We start from the raw sequence: 16229 nt of genomic DNA, 5'->3' as shown, positions 1-16229 counted from the left end.
GGAGATGGTGATGCCGGGCGACAACGTCGAGATGACGGTGGAGCTGATCACGCCGATCGCGATGGACAAGGAGCTCCGGTTCGCGATCCGCGAAGGTGGACGAACCGTCGGATCCGGAGTCGTCTCCGAGGTCATCGAGTAGCCAGATAGAGAAAGAGGCCCCAGGGCTTCCGCCCGGGGGCCTCTCTCGAGTTCGTAGGTCCGTAGCACAATTGGTAGTGCACCGGACTCCAAATCCGGGGGTTGGGGGTTCAAGTCCCTCCGGGCCTGCCACTCGAGAGAACGATGCGGAACAGGCCACCCGATTCGTCGGGTGGAATCGCGGAAGCGAGTGAACGAACGGGAGCGACAGCGAGGCATGGCGGACGATTCGCAGGGATTCATCGCGCGCTCCCGGGACTACATCACGGAAGTGCAGGGCGAGTTCAACAAGATCACCTGGCCCCCGCAGCCCGAATGGGTGAACGGGACGGTCGCGGTGGTGATCGTTGTTGCGCTGATCGCTTCCTTTCTAGGCGTCGTCGACTTCGGTTTGAGTCGAGTGATGCAGATGGTGCTGGGCTGATGGATACACCGAACGAGACCGAGCAGGCGGGAGCGACCGCGGCGGCCGCTTCGACGGGTGGCCCGCCCAAGCGCTGGTACATCGTGCACACGTACTCCGGCCAGGAGACGCGGGCCAAGAAGGCCCTGCTCGAGCGAGCGAAGAGCCTCGGCTTCGAGGACGCGTTCGAGGAGATCCTCGTCCCCGAGGAGAGCGTGGTCGAGATGGTCGGTGGGCAGAAGCGCACGTCGAAGCGCAAGTTCTTCCCCGGCTACATCATCGTCCACATGGAGCTGAACGACGAGACGTGGCACGTCGTCAAGGGCACGCCGAAGATCACCGGCTTCGTCGGCAACGCGACCGACCCGCCGCCGATCTCGGAGGACGAAGTCCAGCGGATGACGCAGCGGATCAAGGAAGGCGCGGTCAAGCCGAAGCCGTTGATCCACTTCGACGAAGGCGAGAGCGTCCGGGTGATCACAGGTCCGTTCGCGAACTTCTCGGGCTACGTCGACGAAGTGATGGAAGACAAGGAAAAGCTGCGGGTGATGGTGCAGGTCTTCGGACGCGCCACCCCCGTCGTGCTCGACTACTCCAACGTGGAAAAGGCGTAGGAGCCCGTCGGGTCGATCGAATCTCCAGCGGGCAGGTGCCTGGCTGGCGTACGCCAACGGTGAGCGGGAGAACGGGGCCCGGCCCCTTCGTGGACCGCCAAGTGGTGAGGAGAACGAGGAAAAGTGGGTAAGAAGGTCATGGCAGTCGTGAAGCTGCAGTGTCCCGCTGGGCAGGCGAATCCCGCGCCGCCCGTCGGTCCGGCACTCGGCCAGCACGGCGTCAACATCATGGAGTTCTGCAAGGCGTTCAACGCCAAGACGCAGGACAAGAACGGACTGATCATCCCGGCGGAGATCACGATCTATCAGGACCGGAGCTTCACCTTCGTCCTGAAGTCGCCCCCGGCAGCGGTGCTGCTGAAGAAGGCGGCGAAGATCAAGAGCGGCTCGGGCGAGCCGAACCGGAACAAGGTCGGCAAGGTCACGAAGGCGCAGCTCCTCGAGATCGTCGAGATGAAGAAGGACGATCTCAACGCGTTCGATCCCGAACAGGCCATCAAGATCATCGCCGGCACGGCGCGGTCGATGGGCCTGGAAGTGGAGGGCTGACGCGATGCCGAAGGCAAGCAAGCGCTATCGCGAGGCGGAAGCCGCGCGTGAACGCGACAAGCTCTACGCACTCAAGGATGCGCTCGAGCACGTGAAGTCCGCGCCGAAGGCGAAGTTCGACGAGACCGTCGACATCGCCATCAACCTCGGTGTCGACCCGAAGCACGCGGATCAGATGGTGCGCGGCGCGATCGTGCTCCCGAACGGCGTCGGTCGATCGACCCGCGTCCTCGTGTTCGCGAAGGGTGACAAGGAAGCGGAGGCCCGGGAAGCCGGCGCCGACCACGTCGGCGGCGACGATCTGGCCAAGAAGATCCAGGACGAAGGCTGGTTCGAGTTCGACCGCGTGATCGCGACCCCCGACATGATGGGCGTCGTGGGTCGTCTCGGCCGCGTACTCGGTCCCCGAGGCCTGATGCCGAACCCGAAGCTCGGAACGGTGACCCCGAACGTCGGCGACGCGGTTCGCGATCAGAAGGCGGGCAAGGTGGAGTACCGGGTCGACAAGGCCGGCATCGTCCACTGCGGAATCGGCAAGGTCTCCTTCGAGGCGGAGCAGCTGTGGGAGAACGCGTCGGCGCTGATCGACGTGGTCCTCAAGGCAAAGCCCGCTTCGACCAAGGGGACCTACCTCAAGAAGATCTCCGTCTCGTCGACGATGGGTCCCGGCTTCAAGGTCGATCCCGCGTCGCCGCTGAAGACGGCCTAGGCAGAGGTCGAGGCAGAATCATGTTGACCAGACAGCAGAAAGAAGAGCAGGTCGCAGAGCTCAAGGACAAGTTCGAACGGGCCACGAGCGTGTTCGTCGCGGACTACAAGGGGCTCGGCGTCGCGCAGATGGAGACCCTTCGTGGGGATCTCCGGAAGGCGGAGGCGAGCGACAGCGAGTTTCGCGTGGCGAAGAACTCGGTCCTCCGGCTCGCGTCGAACGGTGGCCCGGCGGAGAGTCTCCAGGAGCACTTCTCCGGGACGACGTCCATCGCGATCTCGTTCGGTGACCCCGTGGCGCTCGCGAAGACCCTCGTGGACTACGCGAAGGACAACGAGGACTTCGAGATTCGCAGCGCCGTCGTCGACGGCGAGGTGCTCGACGACGCGGGAATCAAGCATCTCTCGACGCTCCCGTCCCTCGACGAGCTGCGCGGCAAGATCGTGGGCCTGCTCCAGGCTCCGGCCGGGAAGCTCGCACGACTCCTCAACGAGCCGGGCGGACAGCTCGCTCGGGTCGTGTCGGCCAAGGGCGCGGAAGAAGGCGGCGAGTAGAAGAATCCCGGCGCACCCAGGTCGGGCGGCGCCGGACCAGAATCCAGTCCGGGTGAGACCGGACGCAGAACGAAGAAGGCCACCGGTTCGCCGGTGGCTCCCACCGGGCGGGAGGGTGTGAAGCACTCGCTTGCACCGCCCACAAGAAGGAAGAAAGACAATGGCGGATCTCAACGAAATCGTGGACACCCTGTCCGGCCTGACGGTCATGGAAGCGGCCGAGCTCGCGAAGCTTCTCGAAGAGAAGTGGGGCGTGTCGGCGGCGGCGCCGGTCGCGGTTGCGGCAGCGGCGGGTCCCGCGGCGGCCGGCGGCGAGGCGGCCGAGGCCAAGGACGACTTCGACGTCATCCTCACCTCGTTCGGCGACAAGAAGATCCAGGTGATCAAGGAAATCCGTGGCATCACGGGCCTCGGGCTCAAGGAAGCCAAGGAGCTCGTCGAGGGCGTGCCGAAGCCGATCAAGGAAGGCGTCCCGAAGGACGAGGCCGACGAGATCCAGAAGAAGATCGAAGAGGCCGGCGGCCAGGTCGACGTCAAGTAGACCGGTTGATCCAACGCTCGTGTCGCGTCGATGGCCCTCGGGCAGGCGCGGCACGAGCGATCGGTTCGATCCCTCGTGCTTCGGCATCGCGCCGAGGAGTCGGGGGCAGGGCGGCTCGTGAGAGTCACCCGAACGGGGGCGCGCAGACCAGATCTGGGTGCCGTCGAGACAAGACAGTGAAGGTGTAGCGACGCGATCGGGCCGGCTGCGGCTCGATCGCGCGTGCGCGTGTCGTGAAGCAACGATCGTCGACTTCCGAGCGGGATGCCCGTCGGAGCCGGTCGTCCGCCCACGACAAGACGGGAGGGTGAAGAGCCTCGTGCCTGAAACCAATTTCTCCGATTTCGCCCCGCGTGTCCGCAAGTCCTTCTCGAGCATTCCGCGGATCATCGACATCCCGAATCTGCTCGAGATCCAGAAGGACTCGTTCGAGCGCTTCCTCCAGACCGGTGTCGAGATGGAGAAGCGAGAGAACGTCGGCCTGCAGGCCGTGTTCAACTCGGTCTTCCCGATTCGGGACTTCAACGACACGGCCAGTCTCGAGTTCGTGGGCTACGCCCTCGAACAGCCCAAGTACGACGTGCAGGAGTGCCTCCAGCGAGGCATGACCTATGCGGCGCCGTTCAAGGTGACGATTCGCCTCGTCGCCTGGGACGATGCGGAGGGCTCGCAGACGATTCGCGACGTCAAGGAGCAGGAGGTCTACTTCGGGGAAATCCCGATCATGACCGACAACGGCACGTTCATCATCAACGGCACCGAGCGGGTCATCGTCTCCCAGCTCCACCGCTCCCCGGGCATCTTCTACGACACGTCGATCTCGACGACGGCCAGCGCCGCCGGCAAGAAGATCTACTCGTGCCGCGTGATCCCGTACCGCGGCTCCTGGCTCGACATCGAGTACGACCACAAGGACATCGTCCACGCCCGGATCGACCGGCGACGGAAGATCCACGTGACCGTGCTGCTGAAGGCCCTCGGTTACCAGCCCGAGGAGCTGCTGCAGTACTTCTACCCGATCGAGATGATCAAGGTGGACGGCCGCAAGTTCTTCAAGAAGACCGAGCCGGAGAACCTGATCGGCCAGCGCGCGACCCGCGAGGTCAAGGCCGACGACGGCACGATGATCGTCCGCAAGGACAAGAAGTTCACGAAGGCCGCCGTGCGAAAGCTCCGCGCCGCGAACATGGAGTGGATCCAGATCGGCCAGGACGATCTGATCCGCCTCGATGCGGTGAAGCGAGTCGCCCCCGTCGACATCGTCGACGAAGAGACGGGTGAGGTCATCGTCGAGTGCAACGAGGAGATCACCGAGGCCCACCTCGATGACCTGAAGGCGCGCGGGATCAACGAATTCCCGCTCCTCTTCCTCGATCCGATCACGACCGGTACGGCGATCCGCGACACGCTGCTCGCGGACAAGACGCTCTCCCAGGACGAGGCGATCATCGAGATCTACCGCCGCTTGCGCCCGGGCGATCCGCCGACCCTCGATACGGCGACGAACCTCTTCAACAACCTCTTCTTCAACGGCGAGCGCTACGACCTCTCGAAGGTCGGCCGGCTCAAGCTGAACCACAAGCTCGAGTTCGATGGCGAAGAGCGCATCGAGTGGTATCCGACCGGTGTCGGCAACGCGACCGAGGAGATCCCTCTCGGCGATCTTCCGACGCTCCGCCAACAGGACATCCTGTCTGCGGTCAAGTACCTCGTCGACTTGAAGAACGGCACGGATCTCACGAAGAAGGTCGACGACATCGATCACCTCGGTAACCGCCGGGTCCGCGTCGTCGGTGAGCTTCTCGAGAACCAGTACCGGATCGGTCTGGTGCGCATGGAGCGGGCGATCAAGGAGCGCATGAGCCTCCAGGAGATCGAGACGCTGATGCCGCACGACCTGATCAACTCCAAGCCGGTCTCTGCGGTCATCAAGGAGTTCTTCGGTTCGAGCCAGCTCTCGCAGTTCATGGATCAGACGAACCCGCTCTCGTCCGTCACGCACAAGCGTCGTCTCTCGGCGCTCGGGCCTGGCGGTCTGACGCGGGAGCGCGCGGGCTTCGAGGTTCGCGACGTCCACCCGACGCACTACGGCCGGATCTGCCCGATCGAGACGCCGGAAGGTCCGAACATCGGACTGATCGCGTCGCTCTCGACCTTCGCTCGCGTGAACGACATGGGCTTCATCGAGACGCCCTACCGCGAAGTCGACGACTCGAAGGTGACCCGGGACGTCAAGTTCATGTCGGCCCTCGAAGAGGAGCGAAAGGCGATCGCCCAGGCGAACGCGGTGCTCGACGACGACGGCAAGTTCGTGAACGATCGGATCTCCGCCCGGAAGCAGGGCGAGTTCGAGATGATTCCGCCGGAAGAGGTCGACATGATGGACGTGTCGCCGAACCAGCTGGTCTCGGTCGCTGCCTCGCTGATCCCGTTCCTCGAGAACGACGACGCGAACCGCGCGCTCATGGGATCGAACATGATGCGCCAGGCGGTGCCGCTCCTGCGGACCCGTGCGCCGTTGGTCGGTACGGGCATGGAGGCCGTGGTCGCTCGCGACTCCGGCGTGACCGTCGTCGCCAAGCGGGACGGGATGGTCGAGTCGGTCGACGCGGGACGGATCGTGCTGAAGCCCGACGAAGACGACGGCACCGGCAGCAACGTCGACATCATTAACCTGATCAAGTACCAGCGTTCCAACCAGAACACGTGCATCAACCAGCGGCCGATCGTGAAGGCGGGTGACCGCGTCTCGGCGGGGCAGGTGATCGCGGACGGACCGGCGACGGACCGCGGCGAGATGGCCCTCGGCCAGAACGTCACCGTCGCGTTCATGCCCTGGGGTGGGTACAACTTCGAGGACTCGATCCTCATCTCCGAGCGCGTGGTCAAGGACGACTACTTCACCTCGATCCACATCGAGGAGTTCGAGTGCGTCGCCCGGGACACCAAGCTCGGCAAGGAAGACATCACCCGCGACATCCCGAACGTCGGTGAGGACGCGCTCCGCGACCTCGACGAGGCGGGCATCGTCCGCATCGGCGCCGAGGTCCACCAGGACGACATCCTCGTCGGCAAGATCACGCCGAAGGGCGAGACGCAGCTCTCTCCGGAAGAGCGGCTGCTTCGCGCGATCTTCGGCGAGAAGGCCGGCGACGTGCGCGACACCTCGCTGCGGGTTCCGCCGGGCGTGACCGGTACGATCATCGGTGCCCAGGTCTTCTCCCGCCGAGGCGTCGAGAAGGACGAGCGCGCGAAGGCCCTCGAGGAAGCCGAGATCGAACGGCTCCGGAAGGACCAGGAAGACGAGATCCGGATCATCCGGAAGAGCGCCTTCAATCGCGTCCGCGAGCTGATCGTCGGCAAGCAGGCGGCGAACCGGGTGGCGGACGAGCGCAAGGACATCCAGTGGCTGGCCTCCGGTGACTCGATCACCGAGGACATCATCCGCGAGATCCCGGATCGCCGCTGGCGCGAGATCCAGGTCACGGATGCCAAGACCCAGGAGAACGTGGACCGCGTCTTCCACCACGTGGAAGAGCAGGCCATGGTCATCAAGGCCGTCTTCGACGAGAAGATCGCTCGCCTCAAGAAGGGCGACGAACTCCCGCCGGGCGTGTTCAAGATGGTCAAGGTCTACGTGGCCATCAAGCGCAAGCTCTCCGTCGGCGACAAGATGGCGGGCCGCCACGGCAACAAGGGCGTCATTTCTCGGATTCTTCCCGAGGAGGACATGCCCTACATGCCCGACGGCACCCCCGTCGACATCGTCCTGAATCCGCTGGGCGTGCCCTCGCGCATGAACATCGGACAGATCCTCGAGACGCACCTCGGCTGGGCCGCCCACGGGCTCGGCAAGCAGATCGAACGGATGATGGAGAAGGCGGCGACGACGGAGGAGATCCGGACGAAGCTCCAGGAGATCTACGACGACGACGAGATCGGCCAGCAGATCGCCAACGCCTCGGAGGAGGCGGTCACGTCGATGGCGGAGAACATCCAGCGCGGCATCCACATGGGTACGGCGGTCTTCGACGGTGCTTCCGAGCAGGCGGTCAAGGAAGAGCTCAACCGGGCGGAGCTGCCGACCTCGGGGCAGATGGTGCTCTTCGATGGTCGAACGGGAGAAGCCTTCGACCGCGACGTCACCGTCGGCACGATCTACATGCTGAAGCTCCACCATCTGGCGGATGACAAGATGCATGCCCGATCGATCGGCCCGTACAGCCTGGTCACCCAGCAGCCGCTGGGTGGTAAGGCGCAGTTCGGTGGCCAGCGCCTGGGCGAGATGGAGGTCTGGGCGCTCGAAGCGTACGGCGCCGCCTTCGGTCTCCAGGAGTTCCTCACGGTCAAGTCGGACGACGTCCAGGGTCGAACCCGGATCTACGAATCGATCGTGAAGGGCGAGAACACGCTGGAGCCCGGTCTTCCGGAGAGCTTCAACGTGTTGGTGAAGGAGCTCCAAGCGCTTGGACTGGACATCGAAATGAGGGAAGAGACCTAGCCCGCAGCGTCGCGCTGTCCACGGGCAGCGCGATCTTCTCTCTACCCGCGTGCGCGGCCTCCGGCCGCGCACGAGTCAGACCAAGGCGACCCATCTCGCCGAACCCGTTAAGGGGGTGCTCATGCGCGATCTCTACAATCTCTTCGAGAAGCCCAAGGACCCGCTGGCCTTCGATTCGCTCCGAATCTCGCTGGCCTCGCCGGACAAGGTCCGCGAGTGGTCATTCGGCGAAGTGAAGAAGCCCGAGACCATCAACTATCGGACCTTCAAACCCGAGAGGGATGGACTTTTCTGCGCCAAGATCTTCGGTCCGGTCAAGGACTACGAGTGCAACTGCGGCAAGTACAAGCGCATGAAGCACCGGGGCGTCGTCTGCGAGAAGTGCGGCGTCGAGGTCATTCAGTCGAAGGTGCGCCGCGAGCGCATGGGGCACATCACGCTGGCTTCGCCGGTGGCCCACATCTGGTTCCTCAAGTCGCTGCCGTCGCGGATCGGCAACATCCTCGAGATCACCCTGCGTGACCTCGAGAAGGTCCTCTACTTCGAGGCCCACGTCGTTCTCGACCCGAAGGACACGGAGCTCGAGAAGGGTGAGCTCGTCACCGACGAGCGCCTGATCGAGCTGCGCGAGCAGTATGGTCGCGACGCCTTCGAGGTCGGCATCGGCGCAGAGAGCGTCCGCCGTCTCCTCGAGGAGCTCGACGTCGAGGGTGAGTGCACGCGACTCCGCGAGGAGATGCGCGAGGCCACGTCCGAGGCGAAGCGCAAGAAGATCGCCAAGCGCCTCAAGGTGCTCGACGCCTTCCGCGAATCCGAGGTGAACAGCCCCGAGTTCATGATTCTCGAGGTCGTGCCGGTGATCCCGCCGGACCTGCGACCGCTGGTTCCCCTGGACGGGGGTCGCTTCGCGACCTCGGACCTGAACGACCTCTACCGCAGGGTCATCAATCGGAACAACCGGCTCAAGCGCCTTCAGGAGCTGAACGCGCCCGAGGTCATCATCCGCAACGAGAAGCGCATGCTTCAGGAAGCGGTGGACGCGTTGTTCGACAACGGACGACGCGGACGCGTGATCACGGGTCCGTCGAAGCGTCCGCTGAAGAGCCTCTCCGACATGCTGAAGGGCAAGTCGGGTCGCTTCCGGCAGAACCTGCTCGGGAAGCGCGTCGACTACTCGGGACGTTCGGTGATCGTCGTCGGTCCGGAGCTCCGGCTCCACCAGTGCGGACTTCCGAACCGGATGGCCCTCGAGCTCTTCAAGCCCTTCATCTACTCGAAGCTCGAGCAGCAGGGCTTCGTCACGACCATCAAGGCCGCGCGCAAGATGGTCGAGCACGAGCGCCCCGAGGTGTGGGACATCCTGGCGGAGGTGATCAAGGAGCATCCGATCCTCCTGAACCGCGCTCCCACGCTCCACCGCCTCGGCATGCAGGCCTTCGAGCCGATGCTGATCGAGGGCAAGGCGATCCAGCTCCACCCGCTCGTTTGCGCCGCGTTCAACGCGGACTTCGACGGTGACCAGATGGCGGTCCACGTGCCGCTCTCGGTCGAGGCGCAGATCGAAGCGCGCGTGCTGATGATGTCGACCAACAACATCCTCAGCCCCGCGACCGGCCGCCCGATCATCGGCCCGTCCCAGGACATCGTCCTCGGCGCCTACTACATGACGCGCGAGCGTCCGGGCGTGATGGGCGAGGACATGAAGTTCGCGACCGAGGAAGAGGTCATCGTCGCCTACGACGCCGGGGTGCTCGACATCCACGCGTCGATCGGCGTGATGATGGACGGTGAGATGGTCGAGACGACCACGGGCCGGATCCTCATGCGCGAGGTCGTTCCGAACGAGGTGCCCTTCGAGTTCGTCAATCAGGTGATGGACAAGAAGGCGCTCGGTGAGCTGATCGACCAGTGCTACCGCCGAATGGGCAACAAGGCGACGGTCCTCCTCGCGGACGCGCTCCGGACTCTCGGGTACAAGAATGCGACCCGTGCGGGCATGTCGATCTGCATCGACGACATGCGCATTCCGCCGGACAAGGAGCGCTTCCTCGCCGAGGCGACCGAGGAGGTCACCCAGATCCAGGATCAGTACCAGGAAGGTCTGATCACGGACGGCGAGCGCTACAACAAGGTGGTCGACATCTGGGCGCAGGCTACGGAGCAGATCACCCAGCAGCTCCTCGACGGCATCGCGACCGACACCTACGTCGACGCGGAAGGCAACGAGAGCCAGGTCCCGAGCTTCAACAACATCTACATGATGGCGGACTCGGGCGCGCGTGGTTCGGCGCAGCAGATGCGTCAGCTGGCCGGCATGCGTGGTCTCATGGCCAAGCCCTCGGGCGCGATCATCGAGACTCCGATCACTTCGAACTTCCGTGAAGGCCTCTCGGTCCTCCAGTACTTCATCTCGACCCACGGTGCCCGAAAGGGCCTCGCGGACACGGCGCTCAAGACGGCGAACTCGGGTTACCTGACTCGCCGCCTGGTCGACGTGTCCCAGGACGTGATCGTTCGGGAAGAGGACTGCGGAACCGATGACGGTCTGCAGACGACGGCGTTGATCGAGGCCGGCGAGATCGTCGAGCCCCTCGGCGAGCGCCTCCTCGGTCGAACGGCCCAGGGCGACGTGCTCGACCCGGTCAGCGGCGAGGTTCTGGTCACCTCCGGCGAGGAGATCGACGAGGACCGTGTCCGCACCATCGAGAACGCGGGCATCGAGAGCGTGAAGATCCGATCGGTGCTCACGTGCGCGAGCCTCTACGGCGTCTGCGTGAAGTGCTACGGCCGCGATCTTTCCCGCGGCACCATGGTGAACCTCGGCGAGGCGGTCGGCGTGATCGCTGCACAGTCGATCGGTGAGCCCGGGACGCAGCTCACGATGCGGACATTCCACATCGGTGGTGCGGCGACGCGACGGGCCGAGCAGTCCCACGCCGAGGCGGCGAGCGAAGGCTCGATCAAGCTCCACAGCATCCGGACCGTGATCGACAACGAGGGTCGCGAGACGGTGATGACGCGAAACGGCGAGGTCGGCATCGTCGACGCGAGCGGCCGCGAGAAGGAGCGTCACCCGGTCGTCTACGGTGCCACGCTGCGCGTGAAGGAAGGCCAGCAGGTGAAGCCCGGCGACGTGCTTCTCGACTGGGATCCCTTCGCCAGCCCGATCCTCTCCGAGATGCGAGGTACGGTCGGCTTCAACGACATCATCGAAGGCGCCACCATGCAGGAGCAGGTGGACGACTTCACGGGTGTGTCTTCGAAGGTGATCATCGAGTCGAAGGACTCTTCCCTGCGGCCGCAGATCTCGATCAACGAGATCGACGGCGACGCGGAGTCGAAGTCGCTGCTCCCGGTCGGCGCCTATCTCTCGGTCAACGAGGGCGAGGAAGTCACCGCCGGCCAGGTCGTCGCGAAGATCCCGCGAGAGGCCTCGAAGACGAAGGACATCACCGGCGGTCTGCCGCGAGTGGCCGAGCTCTTCGAAGCCCGGAAGCCGAAGGAGTGCGCCGTCGTCTCCGAGATCGAAGGCATCGTGTCCTTCGGCCCGGATTCGCGCGGCAAGCGTCGTGTGATCGTGACTCCGGAAGAGGGTGAGCCCGAGGAATACCTGATTCCGAAGGGCAAGCACGTGTCGGTGCACGAGGGGGATCGGGTCCGCGCCGGTGACGCGCTCATGGACGGCTCGTCCAACCCGCACGACATCCTCAAGATCAAGGGCGAGAAGGAGCTCGCGAAGTACCTGGTCGACGAGGTGCAGGAGGTCTACCGCCTGCAGGGCGTGAAGATCAACGACAAGCACATCGAGACGATCGTTCGCCAGATGGTCCGCAAGGTCCGGATCGTCGATCCGGGCGACTCGGACTGGCTGATCGGCGAGCAGGTGGAGAAGGCGACCTACCGACAGCTGTGCGCAGAGTTCGAGGAAGAGGGCAAGCAGGTGCCGACGGCGGAGACGCAGCTCCTGGGCATCACGAAGGCCTCGCTCTCGACGGAGTCGTTCATCTCCGCCGCGTCCTTCCAGGAGACCACGAAGGTCCTCACGGAAGCCGCGATCTGGGGCAAGAACGACTTCCTGCGCGGGCTCAAGGAGAACGTGATCATGGGGCGGCTGATCCCGGCCGGAACCGGGCTCTCGAAGTACGCCGACATGGGGATCCAGGTCGAGGTGCCGGAGGGCTTCGAGTTCGACACCGCCGAGGCGGGCGAGCTCGGCGGCGAGTTCGGCACGTCCTCCTTCGGTGGCGAGACCATCACGCCGGAAGGGGAGGCGCCCGTCGCCGGACTCTTCGCAAGCCCGGCCGAGCCCGCCGAAGGCGGATCGTTCGAGAGCTGAGCCACGAACGAGGGGTTCCCTTGGGGGAATTCCCTGGCTCCGTACGAAGAATCGCCCCCGTTCGGCCCGGCCGGACGGGGGCTCGTTCGTCGCGCCTTCGTCGGCCCGGGCGGGGTGGTTCCGGGACGCGTGCCGGTCCCCGCAGCCGTCCGGTCCAGCTTCCCCGGGGCCGTTGACACCGCCCCGCAGGCGGCATAGATTCCCGCCGCTTCGGAACCCCGGCAGTCCTTCAACCCCGCGGTTCGTTTCCTTTTTTCGGAGAGGTGGCCCGAGCTTGGCTCCGGTCTCTTCGGATTCGTGAAACGGAACCACGGGGTCGTGCTGTCTCTGAGATCCGCCATGCGAACTTGGCGGGGGTTTCGAAGAGAGCTCTCTCGAGTGTCCATCGGCAGCGTTCACGAGCCCGTGTCGCTGACCTGCATCACTCGCGATGCGGGCCTAACAAAGAAGAAACAAGCAGCAGGAGCGAAGCACCTCCCCATGCCCACGATTCAACAGCTGATCCGAAAGGGACGTAAGCCGAAGCCGTCCCGATCGAAGTCCCCGGACCTCACGAGCTGCCCGCAGCGTCGTGGCGTTTGTCTGCGCGTGTTCACCGCGACGCCGAAGAAGCCGAACTCGGCGCTTCGGAAGGTCGCTCGTGTGCGCCTGACGAACGGCAACGAGGTCAACGCCTACATCGGCGGTGAGGGACACACGCTCCAGGAGCACTCGGTGGTGCTCGTTCGCGGTGGTCGTGTGAAGGATCTCCCCGGTGTCCGTTACCACATCGTGCGCGGTTCCCTCGACGCGACGGGCGTCGAAGGCCGGAACCAGAGCCGCTCGAAGTACGGCGCCAAGAAGCCCAAGTGATTCAATTCCACGAAACCGATGCGTGTTAGGCGCGTCGGTTTCGTGCATTCGGATCGTCACGATCCGAGATCAGGAACAGGAAGGACGCGTTCATGCCCCGACGACGCGAGGTACCGAAGCGCGAGACGGCACCGGACTCCAAGCACGGAGACCAGATGCTCGGCCGCTTCATCAACGTGATCATGCGCGACGGAAAGAAGAGCACCGCCGAGAACATCGTGTACGGCGCCTTCGACGAGATCGAGAACAAGATGCGCAGCGACCCGCTGGCGATGTTCCGGCGAGCGCTCGACAACATCCGGCCCCGACTCGAGGTGAAGAGCCGGCGTGTCGGTGGTGCGAACTACCAGGTGCCGATCGAGATCTCGCCGAATCGTGCGACGTCGCTCGCTATGCGCTGGCTCGTCGAGTACTCCCGCTCTCGCCCGGGGAAGAGCATGAAGGAGAAGCTCGCCAACGAAATCATCGATGCGGCGAACGAGCGGGGCGAGAGCGTCAAGAAGCGCGAAGACACCCACCGAATGGCGGAAGCCAACAAGGCCTTCGCTCACTATCGGTGGTAATCGCAATTCGGCGCGCGGCGCGCCGAATCGCTTCGCTGAGGGCTCTCGCTCTTAGCTGACACGAACCCGAGAACGGCGCCTGAGGACGACAGAGGAATAGTCATGCCTCGAAGTGCGCAGCTCTCGGAGACCAGAAACATCGGCATCATGGCGCACATCGATGCCGGCAAGACGACGACGACCGAGCGGATCCTCTTCTACACGGGCGTCAACTACAAGATTGGAGAAGTTCACGACGGCGCGGCCACGATGGACTGGATGCAGCAGGAGCAGGAACGCGGGATCACGATCACGTCCGCGGCCACGACCTGCAGCTGGCGGGACCATCGGATCAACATCATCGACACCCCGGGACACGTCGACTTCACGGTCGAGGTCGAGCGTTCGCTCCGGGTGCTGGACGGCGCAGTTGCCGTCTTCTGTGCAGTCGGTGGGGTGGAGCCGCAGAGCGAAACGGTCTGGCGACAGGCGGACAACTACAGAGTCCCCCGCGTGGCTTTCGTGAACAAAATGGATCGAATGGGTGCAGATTTCGACAACGTGGTCTCGATGATCGAGGACCGTCTCGGAGCCCGGCCGCTGCCTCTGCAGCTGCCGATCGGCTCGGAGGACGCGTTCGTCGGCGTCGTGGATCTGCTGTCGGAGAAGGCGCTCCTCTGGGACGACGAGAGCCTCGGCGCCGAGTTTCGAACCGAGGCCATTCCGGCCGAGCTGGCCGAGGATGCGGAGCTCGCCCTCGATCAGCTCGTCGAGCGGATCGCGGACTTCGACGACGAGGTGATGGCGAAGTACCTGGAAGGGGAGACGGTTCCGGTGGAGGAGCTCCGTGCAGCGATCCGCCGAAGCACGCTCGCGCTCGAGGTCGTCCCGGTCTTCTGTGGAAGCGCCTTCAAGAACAAGGGCGTCCAGCCGCTGCTCGACGCGGTCGTCGACTTTCTTCCTTCGCCGGCCGACGTGCCCGCGGTCGAAGGCGAAGAAGTCGCGACGAAGAAGAAGGGGCCCAAGAACGCGCGCGCCGGCGAGGAGCCGAAGGTCGTCACGCGTGAGCCCAGTGACGACGAGCCCTTCTCGGCTCTCGTCTTCAAGATCCAGTCGGACAAGCACTCGGGAAGCCTCGCCTACCTCCGCGTCTACTCGGGAACGGCGAAATCCGGCGAGGGACTCCTCGACGCGACCTCGGGCAGGAAGGAGCGCGTCAACAAGTTCCTTCAGATGCACGCGAACAAGCGGCAGGAAGTGGACGAGGTTCACGCCGGGGACATCGTCGCCGCCGTCGGCCTCAAGAACGTCGTGACCGGCCATACGCTCTGCTCGCCGAAGGCGCCTCTGATCCTCGAGTCGCTCGAGTTCCCCGATCCGGTCATCTCGATCGCGATCGAGCCCAAGACCACGGCAGACATGGACAAGCTCGACCAGTCTCTCGAGCGCCTCGCCGTCGAGGACCCGTCGTTCAAGACGTCGACGGACGAAGAGACGGGCCAGAAGATCATCTCCGGGATGGGCGAGCTCCACCTCGAGATCATCGTCGATCGCCTGCTCCGCGAGTTCGGCGTCGACGCGAACGTCGGCCGGCCGCAGGTCGCGTACAAGGAGACGATCTCCGCGACGGCCGAAGGCGTCGGCGAGTACGTGAAGCAGGGCGCCGCGGCCGCGGGTGAATTCGCGATCGTGAAGATCGAGGCCGTGCCCGGCGAGACCGGATCGGGCTTCGTCTTCGAGAACGCTCTCGACGGAAGCGCCATCCCCTTCGAGTTCATCGAGGCGATCGAGCAGGGCTGTGCCGAGTCCGTCGACTCCGGGCACCTCGGTGGCTACCCGGTCGTCGACGTGAAGCTCCGACTGCTGGACGCACAGCTCCACGAGACCGATTCCTCCGAGCGGGCCTTCGGGATCGCCGCTTCGATGGCCGCCAACGACGCCCTCGGCAAGGCCTCGCCGGTCCTCCTCGAGCCGATCATGAACGTCGAGGTCGTGACGCCGGAGGAGTTCCGTGGTGCGGTGCAGGGTGATCTGAACGGACGTCGCGGCCAGATCACGGGCATCGAGATGCGCGCCTCGAACCAGGTCGTGCAAGCCGAGGTCCCGCTCTCCGAGATGTTCGGCTACGTGAGCAGCGTGCGCTCCATGACGCAGGGTCGCGCCAGCTACACGATGCAGTTCGGTCACTACCTGCAGGTCCCCGACAACATCCTGCAGTCGATCATCAATCCCTACGGCTGAACCGTGCGCGCGCAGAGCGCGCTTGGCTGAGGGCTCAGAAGCTCAGCCGAAACAAGAACCAAACGGAAACGATCCCAAGGATCACGAAGAGAAGAGAAGAAGAGTCATGTCCAAGGAAAAGTTCGAGCGGACGAAGCCCCACGTGAACGTGGGCACGATCGGTCACGTCGACCACGGGAAGACGACGCTGACGGCTGCGATCACTTCCCGCCAGGCGCACAAGGGTCTGGCCGAGAAGATGGACTT

13 protein-coding genes and 1 tRNA gene are annotated in these 16229 nt (G+C 64.6%); all 14 read left to right on the top strand.

Annotated elements, in window-relative coordinates:
- The coding region (gene tuf / locus NXI30_28835) for an elongation factor Tu (protein ID MCR9098246.1) at nt 1-142 on the top strand (142 nt) is incomplete at its 5' end.
- Nucleotides 143-197: 55 nt separating this feature from the next.
- Nucleotides 198-273: transfer RNA gene (locus NXI30_28830), tRNA-Trp, on the top strand.
- An 85-nt stretch (nt 274-358) separates the two neighbouring features.
- Nucleotides 359-565 (top strand): preprotein translocase subunit SecE, encoded by a 207-nt coding sequence (secE, locus tag NXI30_28825; GenBank protein MCR9098245.1) that lies wholly within the window; start codon nt 359-361, stop codon nt 563-565.
- Nucleotides 565-1158, top strand: coding sequence for a transcription termination/antitermination protein NusG (nusG, locus tag NXI30_28820; GenBank protein ID MCR9098244.1), 594 nt, complete (start codon nt 565-567; stop codon nt 1156-1158). Before secE ends, nusG begins: the two co-directional genes overlap by 1 nt.
- A 123-nt stretch (nt 1159-1281) precedes the next feature.
- Complete coding sequence (gene rplK / locus NXI30_28815) at nt 1282-1707, top strand: 50S ribosomal protein L11 (GenBank protein ID MCR9098243.1); 426 nt, start codon at nt 1282-1284, stop codon at nt 1705-1707.
- A gap of 4 nt (nt 1708-1711) precedes the next feature.
- Complete coding sequence (rplA, locus tag NXI30_28810; protein MCR9098242.1) at nt 1712-2416, top strand: 50S ribosomal protein L1; 705 nt, start codon at nt 1712-1714, stop codon at nt 2414-2416.
- Nucleotides 2417-2439: 23 nt separating this feature from the next.
- Nucleotides 2440-2970 (top strand): 50S ribosomal protein L10, encoded by a 531-nt coding sequence (gene rplJ / locus NXI30_28805; GenBank protein ID MCR9098241.1) that lies wholly within the window; start codon nt 2440-2442, stop codon nt 2968-2970.
- A gap of 160 nt (nt 2971-3130) precedes the next feature.
- The gene (gene rplL, locus NXI30_28800; protein MCR9098240.1) at nt 3131-3511 is read left to right on the top strand and encodes a 50S ribosomal protein L7/L12; all 381 of its coding nucleotides are present in this window, start codon (nt 3131-3133) and stop codon (nt 3509-3511) included.
- A 319-nt stretch (nt 3512-3830) separates the two neighbouring features.
- Nucleotides 3831-8012 carry a DNA-directed RNA polymerase subunit beta gene (rpoB, locus tag NXI30_28795; protein MCR9098239.1) on the top strand — a complete coding sequence of 1394 codons (4182 nt, stop codon included), beginning with the start codon at nt 3831-3833 and terminating at the stop codon, nt 8010-8012.
- A 121-nt stretch (nt 8013-8133) separates the two neighbouring features.
- The gene (gene rpoC, locus NXI30_28790) at nt 8134-12348 is read left to right on the top strand and encodes a DNA-directed RNA polymerase subunit beta' (GenBank protein MCR9098238.1); all 4215 of its coding nucleotides are present in this window, start codon (nt 8134-8136) and stop codon (nt 12346-12348) included.
- A gap of 480 nt (nt 12349-12828) precedes the next feature.
- Nucleotides 12829-13200: a 30S ribosomal protein S12 gene (gene rpsL / locus NXI30_28785; GenBank protein MCR9098237.1), complete on the top strand. Its 372-nt coding sequence runs from the start codon at nt 12829-12831 to the stop codon at nt 13198-13200.
- A 92-nt stretch (nt 13201-13292) separates the two neighbouring features.
- The gene (gene rpsG, locus NXI30_28780; protein ID MCR9098236.1) at nt 13293-13763 is read left to right on the top strand and encodes a 30S ribosomal protein S7; all 471 of its coding nucleotides are present in this window, start codon (nt 13293-13295) and stop codon (nt 13761-13763) included.
- A gap of 102 nt (nt 13764-13865) precedes the next feature.
- On the top strand, nt 13866-15983 hold the full coding sequence (gene fusA, locus NXI30_28775; GenBank protein ID MCR9098235.1) for an elongation factor G: 2118 nt from the start codon (nt 13866-13868) through the stop codon (nt 15981-15983).
- A gap of 106 nt (nt 15984-16089) precedes the next feature.
- Nucleotides 16090-16229, top strand: a 140-nt coding sequence (locus tag NXI30_28770; GenBank protein ID MCR9098234.1) for a GTP-binding protein, incomplete at its 3' end; no start/stop codon positions are given.

The sequence above is a fragment of the bacterium genome, from assembly GCA_024742285.1.
Classification (GTDB): Bacteria; Myxococcota_A; UBA9160; order UBA9160; family UBA4427; genus UBA4427.
The sequence above is the reverse complement of the archived record's forward strand: the minus strand, read 5'-3'. Positions and strand labels throughout refer to the sequence as shown.

Coding starts and splice junctions, on each gene's coding strand:
- secE (MCR9098245.1), top strand. CDS start 359: ATGGCGGACGATTCGCAGGGATTCATCGCGCGCTCCCGGGACTACATC.
- nusG (MCR9098244.1), top strand. CDS start 565: ATGGATACACCGAACGAGACCGAGCAGGCGGGAGCGACCGCGGCGGCC.
- rplA (MCR9098242.1), top strand. CDS start 1,712: ATGCCGAAGGCAAGCAAGCGCTATCGCGAGGCGGAAGCCGCGCGTGAA.
- rplL (MCR9098240.1), top strand. CDS start 3,131: ATGGCGGATCTCAACGAAATCGTGGACACCCTGTCCGGCCTGACGGTC.
- rpoC (MCR9098238.1), top strand. CDS start 8,134: ATGCGCGATCTCTACAATCTCTTCGAGAAGCCCAAGGACCCGCTGGCC.
- rpsL (MCR9098237.1), top strand. CDS start 12,829: ATGCCCACGATTCAACAGCTGATCCGAAAGGGACGTAAGCCGAAGCCG.
- rpsG (MCR9098236.1), top strand. CDS start 13,293: ATGCCCCGACGACGCGAGGTACCGAAGCGCGAGACGGCACCGGACTCC.
- fusA (MCR9098235.1), top strand. CDS start 13,866: ATGCCTCGAAGTGCGCAGCTCTCGGAGACCAGAAACATCGGCATCATG.